This window comes from Pseudoxanthomonas sp. SGT-18 (assembly GCF_003931645.1).
In the GTDB taxonomy this organism is placed as follows: Bacteria; Pseudomonadota; Gammaproteobacteria; order Xanthomonadales; family Xanthomonadaceae; genus Pseudoxanthomonas.
This window is the reverse complement of record NZ_RRYJ01000002.1, coordinates 69,991-89,012: the sequence shown is the minus strand read 5'-3', so window position 1 is coordinate 89,012 and position 19,022 is coordinate 69,991. Positions and strand designations below refer to the sequence as shown.

Sequence of the window (19,022 nt, the reverse complement as noted above, 5' to 3'; positions counted from 1 at the left end):
GCCGCTCCCGTCAAAGCTGGGTTTCGTCGATGCGGACCTTGAACTGGCTGCGGATGCGGCGGATGTAGTCCTCGGCCGCGGCGGCGCCGTCGATCTGGGCGAACTGCTGGCGCAGCAGGGCGCGCTGCTCCTGCGGCAGTTCCTCCGGCTTGCCCGGATGCACGGCATTGACCGCGAACACCGCCTGGCGGCCATCCGGCAGGGCGAAGCGGCCGAACGCGGCCTTGCCCTCTTCCGGCGCGGCCACGGCGAAGATGGCGCGGTTGGCCTCGCGCGAAGGCACCGGCGCGCCACGCGGCAGGCCCGGCAGCGGCATGACGCCGTCCTCGGCAGTGGCCAGCGCGGCCAGCGCCTCGCCCTTGCGCAGGCGCTCCAGCGCGGCCTCGGCGGCGGCCACCGCGGCCTTGTTGCGGCGGTCGGCACGCACCGCGGCCTCGACCTGCCCACGCACCTCGGCCAGCGGCATGGCCTCGGCCGGCTCGTGCTCCACCACCCGGATCAGGACGCTGTGCTGCGGACCGATCTGGATCGGGTCGCTGGCGGTGCCGTCCTCGATCAGGGCCTCGGAGAACGCGGCACGCTTGACCTCGGGCGCCGCGGCGATGCCGACCGTGTCGTCGCGGCTGAACGGACCGAGCTTGCGCACTTCCAGCTTCAGCTCGCGCGCGGCCGGTTCCAGCGAGGACGGGTTCTCGTAGGCCAGGTCGGTCAGGCGGCCAACCAGTTCGCTGAAGGCGCGCTCGCGCTCGGCCTGCGCCAGCTCGCGCGCCAGCTCGTCGCGCACTTCCTCGAACGGGCGCGCGGCGCCTTCCTTGACCTCGCGCAGCTGCAGCACGTGCCAGCCGAAGTCGGTCTTCACCGGGCCGCGCACCTCGCCAGCCTGCATCGCGAACAGCGCTTCCTCGAACGGCGCCACCATGGTGCCGCGCTCGACCCAGCCCAGGTCGCCGCCGGCATCGCGCGAACCCGGGTCCTCGGAATGCTCGCGCGCCAGCGCGGCGAAATCGGCACCCGGCGCGGCGGCCTGCCTGGCCAGCTCGGCGGCCTTGCGCTCGGCCGCGGCGGCGTCGCCACCCTCCGGCACGCGCACCAGGATGTGCGAGGCCAGGCGGCGCTCCGGCTCGCCGAAGCGCAGCTTCTCTTCCTCGTAGCGCTGGCGCAGGGTGGCCTCGTCGGCCGGCGCCGGCTCCGGCACCTGCTGCGCGGTCACTTCCACGTACTCGATGCCCACCCGTTCCGGGCGCATGAAGTCGGCGGTGTGCGCCTCGTACCAGGCCTTGGCGTCGTCGTCGGTCACCGCCGCGGTGTCCTCCGGCGCCGGCGGCAGCACCACCAGTTCGACGTCGCGGGTCTCGCCGGACAGGCGCAGCAGGCGGTCCAGCTCGGCGTCGGTGACGAAGGCCGAGTTGCCCACCGCCATCGGCACCAGCGACTGCCGCAGCGACTGCCGTACCAGCTCGTCGAACTGGCTCGGGGTGCGCGGCGGGTACTGCGAGGACAGCGCCATGCGGTAGGCGTCCATGTTGAACTTGCCGTCCACCTGGAATGCCGGGATCGAGGCGATGTATTCGCGCACCGCGGCGTCGGAGACGACCACGCCCTCGCGGCTGGCGGCCAGCAGCAGCGCCTTCTCGTCGATCAGCTCGTCCAGCACGCGGCGCTTGTTCTCGATGCTCTCGAACTGGCGCGGGTCGAACGCCTCGCCCTGTTGCTGGCGGGCCAGCATCCGGGCCTGCTCGAAGCGCTGGCGGAACTCCTCGCCGCTGACCTCCTGGTGCTCCCACAGCAGCGAGACCGGCCAGAAGCCAGGCGCGCCCTTCCACCACGACGGCGGCGCCTTGACCTGGGCCACGTTGTTGGCGCCCATGCCACCGAGGTAGCTCTGGTCGACGACGAAGAGGAACGGAATCATCAGCAGGGCGATGATGACCGTGGCAACCCAGCCCGATGACCGATCGCGGAGTTTCTGCAGCATTGTTAGCCCGGTGTAGGTAAGCGGCGAATGTAAGCCGCGCAGTGTAACCCGGGCCGGCGCCGCGCGGACTGCCCGCCGGCTCCCCCGCAACCAGGCTTTTTGCGCTCCCCGGCCGGCGCGTTTCCGGGCATGGCCGTGTGGCGCACGCCCGGTCCGGCGCCTGCGCGGGAAGCCTGCCGTGGAGCAGGCAAGGCCGCTACGCATGCGCATTTGCCGCGCGAGGCGCGGACAAAAAGAAAGCCCCCGGTTTCCCGGGGGCTTTCCAGATAAGTGGCGGAGTGGACGGGACTCGAACCCGCGACCTCCGGCGTGACAGGCCAGCATTCTAACCGACTGAACTACCACTCCGCGCTGAGACAGCCATTGTAAGACAAGTTTTCAGGTTTGAGAAGACCGTCTTACAAATTTTTTTGCATTCCGAAGCTGGTGGGTGCTGAGGGTTTCGAACCCCCGACCCTCGCCTTGTAAGGGCGACGCTCTACCGCTGAGCTAAGCACCCGGGTCAGGCAAGCCCGCTTCGGAAGCGGGCCGGTTAGTTTACAGCGTCCTTCAGCGCCTTGCCAGCCTTGAACGCCGGATTCTTCGAGGCCTTGATCTTGATGGTCTCGCCGGTCTTCGGGTTGCGACCGGTGCGGGCAGCGCGCTTGCGCACCTGGAAGGTGCCGAAGCCGACCAGGGTGACGGCGTCGCCCTTCTTCAGCGCCTTGGTGACCGAGTTGATCACCGCGTCGACCGCGCGCGCGGCCTCGGCCTTGGTGATTTCGGCTTCGCTGGCGACGGCGTCGATCAGATCGGTTTTGTTCATTCGTATTTACTCCCTGTGCGGTCTTGCCGCGAGATGTGTGACCGGGTCGCGTCCGTGGAGCGTGCCGGCAGGTCTGGTTCCGCGGACTGGGCGTGGCCAGTGCGGGTGCGCCCGTTATACAGGGCGCCCCCAAGGGCCGCAAGCCGGAAATGCAGCACTGGCGGGCTTTTCATGCCCGCCTGTCGGATTCGCGCGGCGCGCGGCCGCGGACTTTTCAGTGCTTTACGTCGGTCCGGTCGGCCACCGGGCGCTGCCGGCGGCCACCGCTGCGGCCGCCGCCGCGCACGGCCACCTTCGCGCCGGCCGGGGCCAGCGGCCGCTCCAGGGCCAGGTCCAGGACCTCGTCGATCCACTTCACCGGCACGATCTTCAGCCCCTCGGTGACGTTGGCCGGGATGTCGGCCAGGTCCTTGCGGTTCTCCTCGGGGATGATCACCGTGCGGATGCCGCCGCGCAGCGCAGCCAGCAGCTTCTCCTTCAGGCCGCCGATCGCAGTGACCTTGCCGCGCAGGGTGATCTCGCCGGTCATGGCGATGTCCGCGCGCACCGGCACCTTGGTCAGGGTCGACACCAGCGCGGTGACCATGGCGATGCCGGCGCTGGGGCCGTCCTTCGGGGTGGCGCCGTCGGGCACGTGCAGGTGCACGTCGTGCTTCTGCAGGAAGTCGACCTCGATGCCCAGCCGCTCGGCGCGCGCGCGCACCACCGACAGGGCCGCCGAGGCGGATTCCTTCATGACGTCGCCCAGCTGGCCGGTGAGGATCAGCTGGCCCTTGCCCGGGACCAGGGTGGCCTCGATCTGCAGCAGGTCGCCGCCCACCTCGGTCCAGGCCAGGCCGGTGACCAGGCCGATCTCGTTCTGCTCCTCGGCGCGGCCGAAGTCGAAGCGGCGCACGCCCAGGTACTTGTCCAGGTTGGCCGCGGTGACCTGCACCAGCGCGCCCTTGCGCTTGCCGGCGGCCTTGCGCGCGGGCTTCTTCTTCGCCGGCTCCGGGCCCTTGAGCGCGATCTCCTTGACCACCTTGCGGCAGATCTTGGCGATCTCGCGCTCCAGGTTGCGCACGCCGGACTCGCGCGTGTAGTAGCGCACGATGTCGCGGATCGCGTCCTCGGCGATCGACAGCTCCTCGGGCTTGAGGCCGTTGGCCTTCTGCTGCTTCGGCACCAGGTAGCGGGTGGCGATGCTCAGCTTCTCGTCCTCGGTGTAGCCCGGGATGCGGATGACCTCCATGCGGTCGAGCAGCGGGCCGGGGATGTTCAGCGAATTGGAGGTCGCCACGAACATCACCTCGGACAGGTCCAGGTCGACCTCCAGGTAGTGGTCGTTGAAGCTGTGGTTCTGCTCCGGGTCCAGCACCTCCAGCAGCGCCGACGACGGGTCGCCGCGGAAGTCCATCGACATCTTGTCGATCTCGTCGAGCACGAACAGCGGATTCTTGGTGCCGACCTTGTTGAGGTTCTGCACGATGCGGCCCGGCATCGAACCGACGTAGGTGCGGCGGTGGCCGCGGATCTCGGCCTCGTCGCGCACGCCGCCCAGGCTCATGCGCACGAACTTGCGGTTGGTGGCCTTGGCGATGGACTGGCCCAGCGAGGTCTTGCCCACGCCCGGCGGGCCGACCAGGCACAGGATCGGGCCCTTCATCTGCTTGACCCGCGACTGCACCGCCAGGTACTCCAGGATCCGCTCCTTGACCTTCTCCAGGCCGTAGTGGTCGGCGTCCAGGGTGTCCTGCGCGGCCTTGAGGTCCTTGCGCACCTTGCTGCGCTTCTTCCACGGCACGCCCAGCAGCCAGTCGAGGTAGTTGCGCACCACCGCGGCCTCGGCCGACATCGGCGACATCTGCTTGAGCTTGTTCAGCTCGCTCTTGGCCTTGGCCTCGATGGCCTTGGGCATGCCGGCCTCGGCGATCTTGCGCGCCAGCTCCTCCATCTCCCCCGGCGAGTCGTCCAGGTCGCCCAGCTCCTTCTGGATCGCCTTCATCTGCTCGTTGAGGTAGTACTCGCGCTGGCTGCGCTCCATCTGCGACTTCACCCGGCCGCGGATGCGCTTCTCCATCTGCTGCACGTCGATCTCGCCCTCGACCAGGCCGACCAGCAGCTCCAGGCGGTCGCCGGTGTCAAAGGTCTCCAGCAGGCGCTGCTTGTCGGCCAGGCGCACGCCGATGTGGGCCGAGATGGTGTCGGCCAGGCGGCCGGGCTCCTCGATCCCGGACAGGGTCTGCAGCAGCTCCGGCGGCAGCTTGCGGTTGGTCTTGACGTACTGCTCGAACAGGCTGGTCAGGGTGCGCGCCACCGCCTCGATCTCGCGCGGGTCGCGGCTGGTGCCCGGCTCGACCACGGTGCCGCGCCCGTGCAGGGCGCCGTCGCGCTCGGCGATGTCGCCCACCTGCACGCGCGCGGTGCCCTCGACCAGGACCTTGATGGTGCCGTCGGGAAGCTTCAGCAGCTGCAGCACGGTGGCCAGGGTGCCGACGGTGTAGAGGTCGGCCGCCTGCGGGTCGTCGGTCTCGGCCGACTTCTGCGCGACCAGCAGGATCTGCTTGTCGCCTTCCATCGCCTGCTCAAGGGCGCGCATGGACTTGTCCCGGCCCACGAACAGCGGGATGACCATGTGCGGGAACACCACCACGTCGCGCAGCGGCAGGACGGGCAGTTCGAGGGCGTCGGATCGGGTGCGGGACATGGAAGCTCCGGGAAACATTGGCGGCGGCCGGCGGGCCGCCTGCCCCCGTTATGGGGGCAGGCCGGAAGCGATGCAAGATGCACGCAAGATCACCTTCCGGATCAAGCACTTGGGAAAACAAAGCCCCCGCCACGGGGTGGCGGGGGCCGGGTTGCCGCGGGCGCTGGAGGCCGGCCGTCAGTCGGCCGAGGCCACCTTCGGCGAGGCCGCCGGCGGGGTCTGGTAGATCAGGTACGGCTCGGTCTTGTGCTCGATCACCGACTCGTCCACCACCACCTTGCTGACGTTCTCCATGGACGGCAGCTCGTACATGGTGTCCAGCAGCACCGACTCGACGATGGTGCGCAGGCCACGGGCGCCGGTCTTGCGCTTGAGCGCCTTGCGCGCGATCGCGGTCAGGGCGTCCGGGCGGAACTCCAGCTCCACGCCTTCCATCTCGAACAGCTTCTTGAACTGCTTGGTGATGGCGTTCTTCGGCTCGGTCAGGATCTTGACCAGGGCGGCCTCGTCCAGCTCCTCCAGGGTCGCCACCACCGGCAGGCGGCCGACGAACTCGGGGATCAGGCCGAATTTGATCAGGTCCTCCGGCTCGACCTCGGCCAGCAGCTTGCCGGTGTCGGCCTTGACCTTGGTGCTCTTGACCTTGGCGCCGAAGCCGATGCCGCCAGCCTCGCTGCTGCGCTGCTGGATGATCTTGTCCAGGCCGGCGAACGCGCCGCCGACGATGAACAGGATGTTCTTGGTATCGACCTGCAGGAATTCCTGCTGCGGGTGCTTGCGCCCGCCCTGCGGCGGGACCGAGGCCACGGTGCCCTCGATCAGCTTCAGCAGCGCCTGCTGCACGCCTTCGCCGGACACGTCGCGGGTGATCGACGGGTTCTCGCTCTTGCGCGAGATCTTGTCGATCTCGTCGATGTAGACGATGCCCTGCTGCGCCTTCTCGACGTCGTAGTCGCACTTCTGCAGCAGCTTCTGGATGATGTTCTCCACGTCCTCGCCGACGTAGCCGGCCTCGGTGAGCGTGGTCGCGTCGGCGATCGTGAACGGCACGTTGAGCAGCCGCGCCAGGGTCTCGGCCAGCAGGGTCTTGCCCGAACCGGTCGGGCCGACCAGCAGGATGTTCGACTTGGCCAGCTCGACGTCCTCGTTGCGCTGGCGGCTCTCGATGCGCTTGTAGTGGTTGTAGACGGCCACCGCGAGGGTCTTCTTCGCCCGATGCTGGCCGATCACGTACTGGTCCAGCACCTCGAGGATCTCGCGCGGCTTGGGCAGCGAGCTGCGCGCCGACTGCGCCTTCTCCTCGAGTTCCTCGCGGATGATGTCGTTGCAGAGCTCCACGCATTCATCGCAGATGAACACGCTGGGGCCGGCGATCAGCTTGCGCACCTCGTGCTGGCTCTTCCCGCAGAAAGAGCAGTAGAGGATCTTGTTGCCATCGCCGGTACGGCCTTGCCGGTCTTCGCTCATGCTTGTGCTTTTCCAGTATTGCGTCCCGCCGGGGCGGGTTGGGGGCGAGAATAGCACAGGGCCGGAACCGCGCCAGAAGCGCGCCGGACCTGGGGTCTCGGGGGGAGCCCGGGGGCGTCGGGGGACGCGCCCGGGGCCCGGGGCCGGTCAGCCGGCCTGGATGGAGTCCTCGGGGCGGCGCTCCAGGACCTCGTCGACCAGGCCGTAGGCCTTGGCCTCGGCGGCGCCCTTGAAGTTGTCGCGCTCGGTGTCGCGGGCGATGGTCTCGATGCTCTGGCCGGTGTGGTGGGCGAGGATCTCGTTCAGCCTGGCGCGCATGCTCAGGATCTCGCGCGCGTGGATGTCGATGTCCGTGGCCTGGCCCTGGAAGCCGCCCAGGGGCTGGTGGATCATCACCCGCGAGTTGGGCAGCGCGTAGCGCTTGCCCGGGGCGCCGGCCGCCAGCAGCACCGCGCCCATGGAGGCGGCCTGGCCGACGCAGATGGTGCTCACGTCCGGCTTGATGTACTGCATGGTGTCGTAGATCGCCATGCCCGCGGTCACCAGGCCGCCGGGCGAGTTGATGTACAGGCTGATGTCCTTCTCGGGGTTCTCGGCCTCCAGGAACAGCATCTGGGCGATGATCACGTTGGCCACGTGGTCCTCGACCGGGCCGACCAGGAAGATCACCCGTTCCTTCAGCAGGCGCGAGTAGATATCGTAGGCGCGCTCACCGCGGCTGGTCTGCTCGACCACCATCGGGACCAGGTTCAGGGCTTTGGTCGGAATCATGCTCATGCTGCGGGCGCCTCTTGCGGGTAGTCGGGGGTGCTTGGCCGGACGGACCGGCCGGCTGCGGCGGCGGGCGGTTCGGCCCGCCGCCACGGCGCCATCATGCCCGGATCGCTTCCTGGAACGACAGCGCCTGCTCGGTGTGCTGGGCGCGCTCGGCGATCCAGTCGATCACCTGCTCTTCCATCACCCGGGCCTGCAGTCCCTGCATCAGCTGGGGGTCGTTGCGGTACATCTCAATGACCTGCTCCGGCTCCTCGTAGGTCGAGGCGATGAGACGCAGGGTTTCGTTCAGGCGCTTGGGATCCAGGCGCAGGTCGTTGCGGCGGGCGATCTCGCCCACCAGCAGGCCGGCCAGGACGCGCTTGCGCGCCGGCTCCAGGAACTGCTGCCAGGCGTCGGCCGGGACCTGGCCCGGGTCGCGGCCACTGCGGCGGACCTGCTCCAGCTGCTGGAACAGCATGCCGCGGGCTTCGTTCTCGACCGTGCGCGGCGGCAGCTCGACGTGGGCGTAGGCGGCGACCAGCTGCTCGCCGACCTCGCGGCGCAGGCGGTTCATCAGCGCGCCCTTGAGCTCGCGCTCCAGGTTGGTGCGGATGTCCTCGCGGAACTTGTCCATCTGTCCGCTCTTGACGCCGAAGCTCTTGATGAACGCGGCATCGACCTCCGGCAGCACCGGCTCGGAGACCTGCTGCAGGACCACGTGGACCTGGGCGGTCTTGCCGGCCAGTTCGGCCTGGCGCCAGGCCTCCGGGAAGGCCACGTCGAGCACGTGCTCGGTGCCCTGCTCCAGGCCGGCCAGGGCGTCTTCCAGCGCCGGCAGCAGCTGGGCCGAGCCGATGATGGTGGAGAAGCGCTCCTCGCCCTCGGCCGGCTGGCGGAAGTCGCCGGCCTCGGTCCACAGGGTGCCGACCACCAGGTCGCCCTTGGCCGCGGCGCGCTCGACCTTGCTCCAGGTGCGGCGCTGCAGGCGCAGGTTCTCGATCATCTGGTCGATGTCGGCCTCGGTGACCTCGGCGGTGTGGCGGATCACCTGGAGCTTGGTCACGTCGATCTCGCCGAAGTCCGGCACCACCTCGAAGGTGGCGACGAAGTCCAGGCTGTCCTCGGCGGCGCGGTCGATGCGCGGGGCGCCGGCCAGGCGCAGCTCGTGCTCGCGCACCGCGGCGTCGAAGGTCTGGCGCACCAGCGCGCCCAGGACCTCGGCGCGGACCTGGTCGCCGAAGCGCTGCTCGATCACCTTGGCCGGAACCTTGCCCGGGCGGAAGCCCTTGATGCGGGCGGTGCGGGCGATCTCGCGCAGGCGGCCGCTGACGCCGGCTTCCAGCTGCTCCGCCGGCAGGCTGAAGTTCAGGCGGCGCTCGAGGTTGCCCGTGGATTCGACGGAAACTTGCATGTGGTCTTGGCTCCTGCGCCGCGGCGGCTGGCCGCGGGTCGATCGGTTTGGGTGGACGGACAGCGCCGACATCCTGCCGGCGTGCGCGGGAAACGCGCTAGTTTGGCCGATCCCCGGCGGCCGCGCCAGTATTCGTCACGATGCCATTGACAGGCGCTCGGCGCATTCACGACAATAGCCGGCCTTACGGAGCGCGGACGCTCCGGGAGCCGGTTTCCGGCCTGCCGGAGCCGGAGCCAGAACGCCGGGGTATAGCGCAGTCTGGTAGCGCGCCTGCTTTGGGAGCAGGATGTCGGGGGTTCGAATCCCTCTACCCCGACCATCCTGCTGTCGGCAGCAGGGCGATGCGAAACCGTGTTGTGCGCCTGTAGCTCAACCGGATAGAGCACCGGCCTTCTAAGCCGGCGGTTGCAGGTTCGATTCCTGCCAGGCGCGCCATTACGGGCACTGGCCGGAAGTTGCTTCAAATGTGGTGGCTGTAGCTCAGTTGGTTAGAGTACTGGATTGTGATTCCAGTGGTCGTGGGTTCGAATCCCATCAGCCACCCCACCCTTCGGTGCAAATTTCCTGCAAAGGGGGCTTGCACAAGTCGCGAGGTGTCATTACACTGAGCGGCTCAGGTTTCAGGGGCCGTTAGCTCAGTTGGTAGAGCAGCTGACTCTTAATCAGTAGGTCCAAGGTTCGAATCCTTGACGGCCCACCACCCTGTAGGAAGCGCCCGGCAATGCCGGGCGTTTTTCGTTGGGCAACCCGGATTTGCGGCGCGCTAGAATGCGCCGGCACGCGCGAAAGTGGCGGAACTGGTAGACGCACTGGATTTAGGTTCCAGCGGGTAACCCCCGTGCGGGTTCGAGTCCCGCCTTTCGCACCATTCCCGGCGGAACCGCCGGCAAACGCGCATCGTCCCTGCAGTCGTCCGCAGGCCGCCGCCGGTCGGCCGGTCATGCCCCGCTCCGGTGGCTGCCTGTATGCTTCCGGCCAGTCCATCCTGATTCGACGGAGCGAACCATGCGCAGCGGAAATCCCGCCCTCAGGGAATCCACCTTCCTCGACCTCGGCAGCGGCACCGTCGTGTCGCGCGATGCCGGGGCAATGACCCTCAACGGCACCGTCAACAAGACCGGCCTGCTGTTGCTGCTGGCCGTGCTGACCGGCGCCTTCGCCTGGTCGCAGGTGCAGGTCACCGAATACGGCGTGACCGGCATGGGCTATGTCTGGGGCGGCATGATCGCGGGCTTCGTCCTGGCCCTGGCCACCATCTTCAAGAAGGAGTGGTCGCCGGTCACCGCGCCGCTGTACGCGCTGGCCGAAGGCCTGTTCCTGGGCGCCATCTCCTCGGTGTTCGAGGCCCGCTTCCCGGGCATCGTGATGCAGGCGGTGATGCTGACCTTCGGCACCCTGTTCGCCCTGCTGTTCGCCTACCGCAGCGGCCTGATCCGGGCCACCGAGAACTTCAAGCTGGGCGTGGTCGCGGCCACCGGCGGCATCGCCCTGGTGTACCTGGCCTCGATCGTGCTGGGCTTCTTCGACATCCGGATCCCCTTCATCCACGAGTCCGGGATCATCGGCATCGGCTTCAGCCTGTTCGTGGTGGTGATCGCGGCGCTGAACCTGGTGCTGGACTTCGACTTCATCGAGACCGGCGTCGAGCAGGGTGCGCCCAGGTACATGGAGTGGTACGGCGCCTTCGGCCTGATGGTCACCCTGGTGTGGCTGTACCTGGAAATCCTGCGCCTGCTGTCCAAGCTGCAGTCGCGCGACTGACCTCCCGCCCCGGCGGGACCCGCGGACGGGCGCCTTCGGGCGCCCGTTTGCGTTTGCGCGCTCCCCGCCGCTGCCACCGGCGCAAAAAAGAACGGGGCGCCGAAGCGCCCCGTCCAGGTACTGCGTGGCTGCCGCGCGGCCGCTCAGAGGCGGCTGGCGATGGCCTTGGCGAAGCCCATGGTGGTGCCGGTGCCGCCCAGGTCGCCGGTCAGCGCGTCCTTGGCCTCCAGGGTGGCGACGATCGCCTTGCGCAGGCGCTCGGCGTTGGCGCCCTGGCCGATGTGGTCCAGCATCTGCGCCGCCGCCAGCAGCAGCGCGCAGGGGTTGGCGATGCCCTTGCCGGCGATGTCCGGGGCGGTGCCGTGGACGGCCTCGAAGATCGCCGCCTTCTCGCCGATGTTGGCGCCCGGGGCCAGGCCCAGGCCGCCGACCAGGCCGGCGCACAGGTCGGAGATGATGTCGCCGAACAAATTGGTGGTGACCAGGATGTCGAACTGCTCGGGGCGCATCACCAGCTGCATGCAGGCGTTGTCCACGATCATTTCCTGGAACTCGATGTCCGGGTACTGCGCGGCCACCTCGCGGGCGACGTTCAGGAACAGGCCCGAGGTCGACTTGATGATGTTGGCCTTGTGCACCGCGGTGACCTTCTTGCGGCCGGTGCTGCGGGCCAGCTCGAAGGCGTAGCGGACGATGCGCTCGGAGCCCTTGCGGGTGACGCGGGTGCTGGAGACGGCGACCTCGCCGTCCGGGGAGACTTCCTGGCCCTCGGACAAGTAGGCGCCCTCGGTGTTCTCGCGCACCGTGATCATGTCGATGTTCTCGTACCGCGACTTGGTGTTCGGGAACGAGATCGCCGGGCGCACGTTGGCGTACAGGTCGAAGTGGCGGCGCAGGCTGACGTTGATCGAGGTGAAGCCGCCGCCCACCGGGGTGGTCAGCGGGCTCTTCAGGGCGACCTTGTTGCGCTCGATCGAGGCCAGGGTCTCCTTCGGCATCAGGTCGCCGTGCTTCTCCAGCGCCACGACGCCGGCGTCGGCGAACTCGTACTCCAGGCCCGCGCCAAGCTGGTCGAGGACGTGCAGGGTTGCATCCATGATCTCCGGGCCGATGCCGTCGCCGCGGATGACCGTGATCTTCTGGGTCATGAGGAATAGTTCCGGACAGGCGCGGCAGGTCCCGGGAGCGGGTCCGGCTGCGCAGGGAGGGGAAAGTTGGTGCTGAAATTATGCCCCATCCCGGCTGAATACAGGTTCCGACCTTGGGAGCATGCCCGGCCGCCCTCGCCGGGCCCGGGCTCAACCGTGCTCGTGGACCGGGGGCTGGCCGGCCTCCCCCGCCTCCAGGCTGTCGAGGAAGTCCACGGCCCGGCGCAGGTGGGGGATGACGATCGAGCCGCCCACCACCAGGCCGACCGAGAACGCCTCGAAGAACTCCTCGCGGCTGACCCCGGCCTGCCGGCACTGGGCCACGTGGTAGCTGATGCAGTCGTCGCAGCGCAGCACCAGCGAGGCCACCAGGCCCAGCAGCTCCTTGGTCTTCACGTCCAGGGCGCCGGCCTGGTAGGCCTGGGTGTCCAGGGCGAAGAACCGGCGCACGACCTGGTTGGGCTCGGCCAGGATCCGCTGGTTCATGCGCTGGCGGAACTCGGTGAACTCGCGGACGCGGTCGCCGCCGCTCATGCCGAACCCTCCGGCGCCTGGCCTTCCAGCAGCGGCAGCAGCTTGCCGGCCCGATGCAGGGCCATCATGTCGTCGTAGCCACCGACGTGGACCTCGCCGATGAAGATCTGCGGGACGCTGGTGCGGCGGGTCAGGTTGACCATCTTCTCGCGCTCGGCCGGGTCCAGATCGACCCGGATTTCGGTCCACTCCCGGCCCTGGCTCTTGAGGAAGTTCTTGGCCGCCACGCAGTACGGGCAGATGGCGGTGGAATAGATGCGGATGGCGGGGGTCGCTTCGGACACGGGAAACTCCAGCGGTATTACGGGGTCGAAGCGGCTATGGTATCGGGCTGCGGAGATCGCGCGCGTAACGCTCCGTCCCGCCACCGGATTAACTTTGGATTCACCCGTCGGCCCGGCGCGCGCGCAATGCTGGGCCGAACCACGGAGTAACGCGCTTGCCCGCTCCCCGCCCCCTCGCCGCCGCCCTGCTGCTGACGCTGATGCTGGCCCCGGCCGGGCCGGCTCCGGCGCAGGACAGCCTGCGCCTGCCGGACATCGGGTCCTCGGCCGGCGAACTGCTCACCCCCGCCAGGCAGGAGGAGTACGGCGGGATGATGCTGCGCGAGCTGCGCAACTACGGCTACCTGCTGGACGACCCGCTGATCGACGACTGGCTGCAGGCGCTGGGCGACCGCCTGGGCGCCTACAGCGACCGGCCCGAACAGCGCTACACGCTGTTCATGCTGCGCGACCGCCAGATCAACGCCTTCGCTACCCTCGGCGGCTACATCGGTGTCAATGCCGGCCTGGTACTGACCGCCGAGCGCGAGGACGAGGTGGCGGCGGTGCTGGCGCACGAGATGGCCCACGTCACCCAGCAGCACGTGCTGCGCGGGGTCGAGCGCGCCCAGCGCGACCAGATCCCGATCCTGCTGGGCATGCTGGCGGCGGTGGTCGCGGCCCAGGCCGCCGGCGGCTCGTCCTCCGGCGACGCCTCGCAGGCGGCCATCATCAGCGCCATGGGCCTGATGCAGCAGAACCAGATCAACTACACCCGCGCCAACGAGCACGAGGCCGACCGCCTCGGCATCCGCGCCCTGGCCCGCAGCGGCTACGACGTGGACGCGATGGCCGACTTCTTCGCGCGCATGTCGTTCGCCACCCGCGGCAACTCCGGCGGCTACAGCGTGCCCGAGTACCTGCGCACCCACCCGGTCAACACCACCCGCATCGCCGAGGCCAAGCAGCGCGCCGACCAGATGCGCGGGCGCAGCGTCACCGCCACCACCACCGTGGGCGAGGTGGACGGGGAAACCGTCTCGCGGGTGGAGCGGGTGGTCGCCGAGCCCCCGGCGCAGCCGCAGTTGCCGCCGCTGCTGGCCGGGCGCGGCAATCCCCTGCTCCCGGCCGGGCTGGAACTGGCCTCGCTGGGCGGCAGCGCGCGGCCCTCCGGGGCCACCGGCGACTTCGAGTGGGCGCGCGAGCGCCTGCGCGCGCTCAGCGCCACCACCACCGACGCGGCGGTGCGCGAGTACGAGGCCCTGCGCCGTGCCAGCCCCTCCGGGCTGAGCCCGGCGCAGCGCTATGGCCTGGCCGTGGTGCGCCTGTCCAGCGAACCGGCGGCGGTGGCGGGCGAGCTGCGCCAGCTGCTGGAGGAGGACCCGCAGAACCTGTGGGTGGCCCTGGCCCTGGCCGAGGCCGAGGCGCAGGCCGGGCGCACGGCCGAAGCCAATGCCCGCCTGGACCAGCTGCTGCAGCGCCACCCTGGCCACCGCGCGGTGGTGCTGACCTATGCCAGGGTGCTGGTCGCCCAGGGCAACGAAGCCGCCGGCAAGCGTGCCCAGGAAGTGCTGCGGCCACTGCTGGCGCGCTCCGGCAACGACCCGGTGTTCCAGCGCACCTTCGCCCGTGCCTGCGAGCTGGCCGGCGACAGCGCGCGCGCCGGCGAGGCTTATGCCGAGGCCGCCTTCCTCAACGGGCGGCCGGAGCAGGCGCTGATCCAGCTGGAGACGCTGAAGAAGCGCGGCGACCTGGACTACGTGGCGCGCGCGCGGATCGACGCGCGGATCGCCGCGATCACCCCCACGGTGCTGGAACTGCGCCGCCAGGGCGTGCGCGATCCGGACATGCAGCGGCGTTGAACGCCGCCGCCGGCCGTTGTCATGGAACTGTCATGCAACGGTAGTCTAATGACTGGCGATACCGGAGGAGCCGGCGTGCAGAAGCAGATCCTCATCGTCGACGACGAGCCCGCGATCCGCGACATGGTCGCCTTTGCCCTGCGCAAGGGCGAATACGTGCCGGTGCATGCGGGCGACGCGCGCGAGGCCCAGGCCGCCATCGCCGACCGCGTCCCGGACATGATCCTGCTGGACTGGATGCTGCCCGGCACCAGCGGCCTGGAGCTGGCCCGGCGCTGGCGCCGCGAGGCGCTGACCCGCGACATCCCGATCATCATGCTCACCGCCCGCGGCGAGGAGAACGACCGGGTCGGCGGCCTGGAGGCCGGGGTGGACGACTACGTGGTCAAGCCGTTCTCCTCGCGCGAGCTGCTGGCGCGGGTGCGGGCGGTGCTGCGGCGCGCGCGCGAGGACGACGAGGACGGCAGCGTCTCGGCCGGCGTCCTGCGCATCGACGGCGCGGCCCACCGCGTGTTCGCCGGCGAAGCCCCGGTGCCGATCGGCCCCACCGAGTACCGCCTGCTGCACTTCTTCATGACCCACCCGGACCGGGTGTACAGCCGTGCCCAGCTGCTGGACCACGTCTGGGGCGGCAGCGTGTACGTGGAGGAGCGCACGATCGACGTGCACATCCGCCGCCTGCGGCGGACCCTGGAGCCGTTCGGCGCCGAGGGCATGGTGCAGACGGTGCGCGGCGCCGGCTACCGTTTCTCGGCCTCGGCCTGATCCCCGCGCGGATGGACAGCCGGACCGGCCCCTTCCCGCCCGCGGGCGCACCACGCTTCCCCGACCCGGAGTCCGCCCTGCCCGCCGACGCCGGCGCGCGCGAGGACGCGGCCCGGCTACGCCAGGCCTGGCGCCGTACCCTGGCCGGCACGGTGCTGGTGCTGGCCGGCGCCGCCGTTGGCGGCTTCGCCAGCGGCCATCCCGGCGCGGTGCTGGCGGCGGTGGCACTGGCTCTGCTGGCCTGGCACGGCTGGCGCCTGCACCGGGTGCTGGCCGCGCTGGACCGGCGCCAGCACCGCGAACCGCCATCCGGCGGCGGCGCCTGGAACGCGCTGGACCGGCTCCTGCACCGCAACCAGGCCGGCATGCGCGCACGCAACCGCCGCCTGCTGGACATGCTGCAGGCCTACCGCGCCGCGGCCGCCGCGCTGCCGGACGCGGTGCTGGTGGTGGACCGCAACACCCAGCGCATCCTGTGGTTCAACCGCGCCGCCACCGCGCTGCTGGGCTTGCAGCACCCGCGCGACCTGGGCGCGCCGGTAGCCGCGCGCCTGCGGCCGCTGCCGATGGCACGCTGGATGGCGGCCGGGCGCAACGCCGAACCGATCCTCGACGCGCCCTCCCCGGTGGACCCGGGCCTGCGCCTGAACCTGCGCCTGATCCCCTATTCGGAGGACTACTGGCTGCTGCTGGCACGCGACGTCAGCAAGCTGCTGCACCTGGAGCAGATGCGCCGCGACTTCGTCGCCAACGTCTCCCACGAGTTGCGCACCCCGCTGACCGTGGTCCACGGCTACCTGGACATGCTCGACCCGGAGGACTTCCCCGGGTGGGGCCCGATGCTGGCGGAGATGCAGAAGCAGTCGCAGCGCATGACCCAGCTGGTCGAGGACCTGCTGGCACTGTCGCGGCTGGAGGCGCGCGACAGCCTGCCTGAGGAGGAAGTAGCCATGGGCCCGGTGCTGGCGAGCCTGCGACGCGAGGCCGAGGCCTGCAGCCAGGGCCGCCACGCCATCGAGGTGCGCGACACCGCCGGTTGCGACCTGCTCGGCTCGGCGCGCGAACTGCACAGCGCCTTCTCCAACCTGGTCGGCAACGCGGTGCGCTACACCCCCGCCGGCGGCACCATCGCGATCGAATTCCGCCGCGGCGAAGATGGCGGCGCGGTGCTGGCCGTGCGCGACACCGGGGTCGGCATCCCGCCCGAACACATCCCCCGCCTGACCGAACGCTTCTATCGGGTCTCCGGCAGCCGCTCGCGCGAGAGCGGCGGCACCGGGCTGGGCCTTTCCATCGTCAAGCACGTGCTGGGCCTGCACCAGGCCCGGCTGTCGATCGACAGCAACGTGGGCCAGGGCAGCACCTTCGCCTGCCACTTCGGCCCCGAACGCGTCCGTCCGAGGCATGATCAGCAGCTGCATGGGGTGCTGCCATGAACCGTCCGACCACCGACACGCGCACAGGCACCGAGGCACCGCAGCTGGTGCCCCTGCCCACCGGCCACGAGCCGGCCGACCCGCTGCGCGACCCTGCCCTGTACCTCAACCGCGAGCTTTCCCAGCTGGACTTCAACTTCCGGGTGCTGGCCCAGGCCCTGGACCCGCAGGTGCCGCTGCTGGAACGGCTGCGCTTCCTCTGCATCTCCTGCACCAACCTCGACGAGTTCTTCGAGATCCGCACCGCCACCGTGCGCCACGCCGCACAGCTCGGCCTGCCGCCGGCGTCCGACGGGATGGCCCCGGCGCAGCTGCTGGAATCGATCTACGCGCGTGCGACGGAGCTGGTGCAGGCCCAGTACGACTGCTGGAACCAGGTGCTGCGCCCGGCGCTGGCCGAGGCCGGCGTGCGCATCCTGCCGCGCCAGGCCTGGAGCCCGCGCCAGCGCCGCTGGCTGCGCGCCTACTTCCGCAACAAGGTCATGCCGGTGCTGTCGCCGCTGGGGCTGGATCCGTCGCACCCGTTCCCGCGCATCCTCAACAAGTCGCTCAACGTCGTCGTGATGCTCGAGGGCATGGATGCGTTCGGGCGACCGGGACACCTGGCGATCGTGCGCGCGCCGCGCTCGCTCAACCGCATCGTCGAGCTGCCGCGCCAGCTGCGCGGCAGCGACGAGCAGGCCTTCGTGCTGCTGTCCTCGATGCTCGCCGCCTTCGTCGACGAGCTGTTCCCCGGCATGACGGTCAAGGGCGCATACCAGTTCCGCGTCACCCGCAACTCGGAGCTGGTGGTCGACGAGGACGAGGTGGAGAACCTGGCCTCGGCCCTGCGCAGCGAGCTGGCCGGGCGCGGCTACCGCCCCGCGGTGCGCCTGGAGATCGCCCACGACTGCCCCCGCCCGATCGTGCGCACCTTGTTGCAGAACTTCGAGCTGGGCGAGAACGCGGTCTACTACATCGACGGCCCGGTCAACCTCAACCGCGTCATCCGGGTCCACGAGCTGGTGCAGCGCCCGGAGCTGAAGTACCCGGCCTTCACCCCGCGCACCCGGGTGGAGGAAGGCAGCGTGTTCGAGACCGTCTCGCGCGGCGACGTGCTGCTGCACCACCCGTTCGACTCGTTCGGCACGGTGCTGGAGCTGCTCAAGGAGGCGGCCACCGACCCGGACGTGCTGGCGATCAAGCAGACCCTGTACCGCACCGGCAAGGAATCGGCGATCGTCGACGCCCTGGTGCAGGCCGCGCGCAACGGCAAGGACGTGACCGTGGTGGTGGAGCTGCGCGCGCGCTTCGACGAGGACGCCAACCTCGGCGTGGCCGACCGCCTGCAGGAAGCCGGCGTGCAGGTGGTGTACGGCGTGGTCGGCTACAAGACCCACGCCAAGATGCTGCTGATCGTGCGCCGCGAGGGCCGGCGCCTGCGCCGCTACGTGCACCTGGGCACCGGCAACTACCACAGCGGCACCGCGCGCAGCTACACCGACCTGGGCCTGATCACCGCCGACCCGGAGATCGGCAACGACGTGCACCTGCTGTTCCAGCAGCTGTCCGGGCTGGCGCCGTCGATCCGCCTGCGGCGCCTGTTGCAATCGCCGTTCACCCTGCACCAGGGGCTGCTGAGCCGGATCGCGCGCGAGGCGCAGCTGGCCGCCTCCGGGCGCCCCGGGCGGATCGTGGCCAAGATGAACGCGCTCAACGAGCCGCAGGTGGTGCGCGCGCTGTACCAGGCCTCGCAGGCCGGGGTGCAGATCGACCTGATCGTGCGCGGCGCCTGCACCCTGCGCCCGGGCGTGCCGGGGGTCTCGGACAACATCCGCGTGCGCTCGATCGTCGGCCGCTTCCTCGAGCACAGCCGGGTGTACTGGTTCGGCAACGACGGCCGCCCGGAGATGTACTGCGCCAGCGCCGACTGGCTGGAGCGCAACCTGCTGCGGCGGGTGGAGATCTGCTTCCCGATCCTGGACCCGGCGCTGGCCGAGCGGATCGAGCGCGAGGTGCTGCAGAACTGCCTGGCCGACAACCTCAATGCTTGGGAGCTGGGCCCGGACGGCACGTACCGCAAATGCGTGCCCGCCGAGGGCGAGGCGCCGCACTCGGCGCAGCAGGCGCTGCTGGACGCGCTCTAGCCTCCCCGGTTACGGGCCGCGGGA

The 19,022-nt window shown here is 69.9% G+C and carries 14 protein-coding genes and 7 tRNA genes; 10 read left to right on the top strand and 11 right to left on the bottom strand.

Features of this window, described 5'->3' with window-relative positions:
• Window positions 1–10 precede the first annotated feature (10 nt).
• The 8 genes from EIM47_RS03425 to tig form a co-directional block, all read right to left on the bottom strand.
• Window positions 11–1,975: a peptidyl-prolyl cis-trans isomerase gene (locus EIM47_RS03425; RefSeq protein ID WP_125109044.1), complete on the bottom strand. Its 1,965-nt coding sequence runs from the start codon at window positions 1,973–1,975 to the stop codon at window positions 11–13.
• Between the two features lie 271 nt (window positions 1,976–2,246).
• Window positions 2,247–2,323 (bottom strand) — tRNA-Asp (locus tag EIM47_RS03420).
• A gap of 76 nt (window positions 2,324–2,399) precedes the next feature.
• Window positions 2,400–2,474, bottom strand: a tRNA-Val gene (locus EIM47_RS03415).
• 33 nt (window positions 2,475–2,507) lie between these two features.
• The gene (locus EIM47_RS03410) at window positions 2,508–2,780 is read right to left on the bottom strand and encodes an HU family DNA-binding protein (protein WP_019397794.1); all 273 of its coding nucleotides are present in this window, start codon (window positions 2,778–2,780) and stop codon (window positions 2,508–2,510) included.
• A 214-nt stretch (window positions 2,781–2,994) separates the two neighbouring features.
• Window positions 2,995–5,466, bottom strand: a complete 2,472-nt coding sequence (lon, locus tag EIM47_RS03405) for an endopeptidase La (RefSeq protein ID WP_125076142.1) — start codon at window positions 5,464–5,466, stop codon at window positions 2,995–2,997.
• A 177-nt stretch (window positions 5,467–5,643) separates the two neighbouring features.
• Window positions 5,644–6,933, bottom strand: a complete 1,290-nt coding sequence (clpX, locus tag EIM47_RS03400) for an ATP-dependent Clp protease ATP-binding subunit ClpX (RefSeq protein WP_019397796.1) — start codon at window positions 6,931–6,933, stop codon at window positions 5,644–5,646.
• A gap of 147 nt (window positions 6,934–7,080) precedes the next feature.
• Entirely contained in the window at window positions 7,081–7,710 is a 630-nt protein-coding gene (clpP, locus tag EIM47_RS03395; RefSeq protein ID WP_026010345.1) for an ATP-dependent Clp endopeptidase proteolytic subunit ClpP, read from the bottom strand.
• A gap of 94 nt (window positions 7,711–7,804) precedes the next feature.
• Window positions 7,805–9,100 (bottom strand): trigger factor, encoded by a 1,296-nt coding sequence (gene tig, locus EIM47_RS03390; RefSeq protein ID WP_019399632.1) that lies wholly within the window; start codon window positions 9,098–9,100, stop codon window positions 7,805–7,807.
• A gap of 245 nt (window positions 9,101–9,345) precedes the next feature.
• Here tig and EIM47_RS03385 point away from each other — a divergent pair.
• From EIM47_RS03385 to EIM47_RS03360, 6 genes are all read left to right on the top strand, one after another.
• A tRNA-Pro gene (locus tag EIM47_RS03385) sits at window positions 9,346–9,422 on the top strand.
• 39 nt (window positions 9,423–9,461) lie between these two features.
• Window positions 9,462–9,538: transfer RNA gene (locus tag EIM47_RS03380), tRNA-Arg, on the top strand.
• Window positions 9,539–9,572: 34 nt separating this feature from the next.
• Window positions 9,573–9,649 (top strand) — tRNA-His (locus tag EIM47_RS03375).
• A gap of 78 nt (window positions 9,650–9,727) precedes the next feature.
• Window positions 9,728–9,803: transfer RNA gene (locus tag EIM47_RS03370), tRNA-Lys, on the top strand.
• Window positions 9,804–9,885: 82 nt separating this feature from the next.
• Window positions 9,886–9,971, top strand: a tRNA-Leu gene (locus EIM47_RS03365).
• 137 nt (window positions 9,972–10,108) lie between these two features.
• Complete coding sequence (locus EIM47_RS03360) at window positions 10,109–10,864, top strand: Bax inhibitor-1/YccA family protein (protein WP_019399631.1); 756 nt, start codon at window positions 10,109–10,111, stop codon at window positions 10,862–10,864.
• A 143-nt stretch (window positions 10,865–11,007) separates the two neighbouring features.
• Here EIM47_RS03360 and EIM47_RS03355 read toward each other — a convergent pair whose 3' ends face one another.
• From EIM47_RS03355 to grxC, 3 genes are all read right to left on the bottom strand, one after another.
• The gene (locus EIM47_RS03355) at window positions 11,008–12,012 is read right to left on the bottom strand and encodes an isocitrate dehydrogenase (RefSeq protein WP_019399630.1); all 1,005 of its coding nucleotides are present in this window, start codon (window positions 12,010–12,012) and stop codon (window positions 11,008–11,010) included.
• A gap of 150 nt (window positions 12,013–12,162) precedes the next feature.
• Entirely contained in the window at window positions 12,163–12,546 is a 384-nt protein-coding gene (locus tag EIM47_RS03350) for a carboxymuconolactone decarboxylase family protein (protein WP_125076141.1), read from the bottom strand.
• Entirely contained in the window at window positions 12,543–12,830 is a 288-nt protein-coding gene (grxC, locus tag EIM47_RS03345) for a glutaredoxin 3 (RefSeq protein WP_019399628.1), read from the bottom strand. The genes EIM47_RS03350 and grxC overlap by 4 nt, the downstream gene beginning before the upstream one ends.
• A 200-nt stretch (window positions 12,831–13,030) precedes the next feature.
• Here grxC and EIM47_RS03340 point away from each other — a divergent pair, with 200 nt between their 5' ends.
• From EIM47_RS03340 to ppk1, 4 genes are all read left to right on the top strand, one after another.
• Window positions 13,031–14,671, top strand: coding sequence for a M48 family metalloprotease (locus tag EIM47_RS03340; RefSeq protein WP_164514544.1), 1,641 nt, complete (start codon window positions 13,031–13,033; stop codon window positions 14,669–14,671).
• Between the two features lie 75 nt (window positions 14,672–14,746).
• Window positions 14,747–15,436 (top strand): phosphate regulon transcriptional regulator PhoB, encoded by a 690-nt coding sequence (gene phoB / locus EIM47_RS03335; RefSeq protein WP_026010729.1) that lies wholly within the window; start codon window positions 14,747–14,749, stop codon window positions 15,434–15,436.
• A gap of 11 nt (window positions 15,437–15,447) precedes the next feature.
• Window positions 15,448–16,872 (top strand): phosphate regulon sensor histidine kinase PhoR, encoded by a 1,425-nt coding sequence (gene phoR, locus EIM47_RS03330; RefSeq protein WP_240626144.1) that lies wholly within the window; start codon window positions 15,448–15,450, stop codon window positions 16,870–16,872.
• Complete coding sequence (ppk1, locus tag EIM47_RS03325; protein WP_240626142.1) at window positions 16,869–18,998, top strand: polyphosphate kinase 1; 2,130 nt, start codon at window positions 16,869–16,871, stop codon at window positions 18,996–18,998. The genes phoR and ppk1 overlap by 4 nt, the downstream gene beginning before the upstream one ends.
• Window positions 18,999–19,022 lie beyond the last annotated feature (24 nt).